The following is a 4,110-nucleotide window of genomic DNA, read 5'->3' on the forward strand; positions in this document are numbered from 1 at the left end:
CATATAATTTAAAATATTTACTATGTATACTGAATTCAGGGGTAGGTAACTATATGTACAGCCTACTAATTCAAGAGCAAGGTAAAGTTTTTGCACAAGTAAAATTAACTTTCCTCCGTAAAATACCTATTAAACAAGCCAATCAGTCCATTCAATCGATATTTGATAATATATGCACATATACCTTAGCAACAAACAAATTCAAAGATTTTGATAAACACGTCCCCAACTCCCACATTGCCCAACTTTTTGAAGAAGTAATAGATGCTATGGTGATGGAGTTGTACTTTAAAGAGGACTTTGAAAAAGCGGGTATTGAATTTATCAAATATGCAGAACGGGATTTTGAGAGCATAGAAGGAAAGCCTCAGTCAGAACAGATTGAAATCATCCACCGTGCTTATCAAAAGTTGCGAGAGAAAGACAATGAAATCCGCAACAACCTGAAATTAATGGACATCAAACTGGCAGATATTGTAATGCCGATTAAAGCGGCTAAGTGATGTATAGAATTAAGGAAATCACTCTAGAAAACTTCAAGTTCTTTTACGGAAAAAGGAAACTTGACTTTGAACGAAAACACATTCTGCTTTACGGTGAAAACGGAAGTGGAAAAAGCTCTATTTATTGGGCTTTGTACACATTTTTTCAAAGTGTATTCAAAACTGATGTTAGGCAAGTTCAAAAATATTTTTTACCTATAACAAAAAGCGAGGAGAGTTTAAAGAATCGTTACGCTAATGATGATGAAGATTCTTTCATTGAAATTCTCTTTGAGAATGACCCTTCAGACCCTCGTGTAAAACGGATTTCCAATACTACTGTTAATACTAGAACAGATGATTTTGTCAAAGAAATAACGCTTACCAGTGACCTGATAGATTACAAATCAATTTTTAACATTTACAATTTCACCAATAAAAGCAGGGTTAAGCTTTTCGGGTATTTTGAAAAACATCTTTTGCCGTTCATCAATTTAAGAACATCATTAACTAAAATTGATGGAACAATTGTTTCCACCAATCTTGAAGTTTGGTGGAATCATTTAAAAGATGGTTTAGACCCTTATCCAGGCATCTACGACCCAGAATACACCCATTTTCAAAGTTTGGTATCAACATTTAATTCAGACTTTGACTTCTATCTCAAAAAAATAACTGAAACGGCCAATAACTACCTTAAATACAAATTCAAGGAAGATTTTCAAATAGAATTTGATTATCAAAATTGCACTTATAATGAATTCAATACGCACAACAAAGGGAGAAACAAAAAGACAATTGCACCTGAAATTTACCTTGAAGCTTGGCTTATAGATTCAAATTTGGACGAAGTATCAAGTAAAATATCGAGAGTTCATACTTTTCTTAATGAAGCCAGACTTTCCTCAATTGCCTTAGCAATTAGAATGGCTATTTTAAAAGAGAAATTTGTAAAAGAATCACCCAAAATCCTGATCCTTGATGATTTGCTACTCAGTTTGGATATGGGTAACCGTGAAGTTGTTTTATCTATTATTCTTGAGGAGTATTTAAAGGATTATCAGCTAATCATATTGACGCATGATAGGGTGTTTTTCCAATCTGCTTTAAGTTACATAAAGGTTAAGCATTCTACTGAATTAAAAAAGCAAGGTGAAGATAATAAAGACAAATTGGATAATGCTTTTTCAAAATATTGGAAAGTATTTGAGCTTTATGAAGCCACGCAGATTGATGGAAAAAGAATACCATCAATCACGACCTATAAATCCTATTTGCAAAAAGCATATCAATATTTTAATGATGTTGAAAACATCGACTATAATGCATGTGGGAATAATTTGAGATCAGCCTTAGAAGAGATTTTAAGAGAAATTATTCCGTCAAAATTTTTAAGACAAGACAATGGTGAAGCCATTCCGATAACTTCTCAAACATTGAGTACATTAATCATGAAATGTACAGATTTTTTCAACCACATAGGTTTTGATATAGCACTTTTAGAACGACTTGACAGGTATCGAGAGAGGGCGTTAAATCAAACGTCTCATTATAACCCAAAATCAAATTACTATAAGAGGGAGCTTCAAGACACGTTTGAAATCATCACTGAGCTGAAAAAGTACCGATTGGATTCAATCATCAAAACAGACACATTATTACAATTTTCAGTATTTTCAATATCAGGTAATGAATATATTTATTCATTTAAGCCACTAGATAATATTTGCCTTTACTTAGAACCGAAAGACAAAGCAACTTCTTTTTATTGCCCTGATGACAAAAGACCGTATGCACTTGTAGGTTTTACAACCGAAGGTGAATCAGAGTTACTAACTCCTGTAACACCAAATTTGACTCTCAAAGATTTCTACATTCAAACAATAGAAGGTCTTGAGAAAAAAATAGGTGAAGAATGTAAGAAAGAAGAAGATGTGTATTCAATTATAAAAACAATTGACGGAAATAGCTTGAATAAATTAAAACGATACTAATGCCAACGCTCAACAGCCACACACATTGCCAAGCCATACCAGCCAACGCTAAAATCCAAACTTGGCAAAGAGTGTGTCTGTCCAACCGCATGGCCAAAACGCACGACAAACAAACGAACGAAAAAGAACACCGAAGCGATAACATCACCTATACGCAAGCAGGGGTTTCGTGCTTCGTAGGACAGGAAAGTAGTAAAATTAAAGTTCAGTTCTTCGTAGGAAGTTCACTGGTTAAAATCCCTGCCTGCGTATAGCTGAGAACCGTTATTCAGGACTGTTTAAGTTTTTGATCTCCTGACGTTTTTGGTCTATACTGTTTAATAGTTTATTTTCTTCCTCTCTTTTAATCACCAAATTATGGAATTTCTTAGGGTTAAGAGAATAAGTAGAATCGATATGCGATGTTACATGCGGTAGCTCCAATTCTATCATTCGGTAACGCATTTCATACGATTTTCTATCGTCTAATTGTTTGTTCTTCTCGTATAGAACACCGAGACCTAGCGAAATAATGGTAGATAATGCTATCATAACAATGATCAGAGGTGTTGATTTGAGATCAATGCCGTAATGATGTTTTACAATGACCTGATCAGGAATTTCAGCTATCTTTGAAACAATTTCTTTTTCTTTGATTGTTAATACAGCTAATTCCTGTCTAGTTATTGTGGAGATTTCATTAGCTACATCCTGAAGTGTCCCATAATCGTTAATGATCTTAGATAGTACATCGTTTTCTCTTTTAATAAATTGCTTGATCTGTTGTAGTAGTTCCTGATCCTTTGCTCGCATTTCATGAAATTCCTGCATTTTCTTTTCATTTTCAGAAAGTAGGGAGACAATTGTAGGCATTATTCGTACAATATCCTGCGTGATCAAGTCTGTGTTTTCCTGCAATGCGCTTACCTGTTGCTGTATATTTTCTAATTCTGTGTTCATGGTATTAACGTTTTAGTCCGTAATTCTCTTTCTTTTTTCTTTTCTTGATCAACGGATCATCTTGCTCTGGTGTAATTTCGGAGTTCGAAAATAAAGCTGATGTTATGTGACCAAGTGTTTCTCCGATATTTCTGTCTATAGAATGATCCTTCGAAACATAGCTTCCAGTAATTTGATTTAGTTCAATAGAATTATCTATGCTATTTAAAGCCTTGTCGATCTGTCCGAAGCTCAATGAGCGGTCTATGGCAGAACCCCGAAATGTCTGTTCATCTTTGATGAACGAAATACCTTGAACCTCATCCGACCCCAATCTATATTTAAACTGCATTTCCACACCTCTGTAACGGATATAATTTTGTAGTTCCTTCCAGTTTTTACTGTGTCGTATGCCTGCCTTGACGGTGTCGTAAATTTGGTATTTCGTTAGATTATTACCTTTCAGTCTACCTCTGTTGACATTTCGTTTTCCTTCGGACTGCTTAAAGCCATATAATGCATTTAATTCTTTACAAGCTTTAAAGCTCTTATACCGCTGATTGCTATTGGAGATAGTTTTGCCATGATCGTTTACCCGATTAAAAATAATATGGATATGATCATGTTGGCGGTCGTGGTGGCGCACCATTAAGCATTGGGTATCCCTAATATCTAATTTTGATAAATAACGCTTAGTGCATATTCCGCACTATACT

General features: G+C 34.5%; 4 protein-coding genes. 2 read left to right on the forward strand and 2 right to left on the reverse strand.

Annotation, left to right across the window (positions count from 1 at the left end; genetic code table 11):
- Both B2X72_RS07405 and B2X72_RS07410 read left to right on the forward strand, forming a co-directional pair.
- Nucleotides 1-503: hypothetical protein (locus B2X72_RS07405; protein WP_286848839.1), on the forward strand; the 503-nt coding region annotated here is incomplete at its 5' end.
- Nucleotides 503-2,476, forward strand: a complete 1,974-nt coding sequence (locus B2X72_RS07410; RefSeq protein ID WP_099372531.1) for an AAA family ATPase — start codon at nt 503-505, stop codon at nt 2,474-2,476. The genes B2X72_RS07405 and B2X72_RS07410, both read left to right, overlap by 1 nt.
- Before the next feature lie 264 nt (nt 2,477-2,740).
- Here the strand turns inward: B2X72_RS07410 and B2X72_RS07415 are convergent, their stop codons facing one another.
- A complete protein-coding gene (locus B2X72_RS07415) occupies nt 2,741-3,415 on the reverse strand; it encodes a hypothetical protein (protein WP_099372533.1) in 675 nt (224 codons plus the stop codon).
- A gap of 4 nt (nt 3,416-3,419) precedes the next feature.
- The gene (locus B2X72_RS07420) at nt 3,420-4,097 is read right to left on the reverse strand and encodes a relaxase/mobilization nuclease domain-containing protein (RefSeq protein WP_286848843.1); all 678 of its coding nucleotides are present in this window, start codon (nt 4,095-4,097) and stop codon (nt 3,420-3,422) included.
- Between the last annotated feature and the right edge of the window lie 13 nt (nt 4,098-4,110).

It is taken from the genome of Sphingobacterium sp. UBA7253 (assembly GCF_002472745.1).
GTDB classification, from domain to species: domain Bacteria; phylum Bacteroidota; class Bacteroidia; order Sphingobacteriales; family Sphingobacteriaceae; genus Sphingobacterium; species Sphingobacterium siyangense.

Coding starts and splice junctions, on each gene's coding strand:
- B2X72_RS07415 (WP_099372533.1), bottom strand. CDS start 3,415: ATGAACACAGAATTAGAAAATATACAGCAACAGGTAAGCGCATTGCAG.
- B2X72_RS07410 (WP_099372531.1), top strand. CDS start 503: ATGTATAGAATTAAGGAAATCACTCTAGAAAACTTCAAGTTCTTTTAC.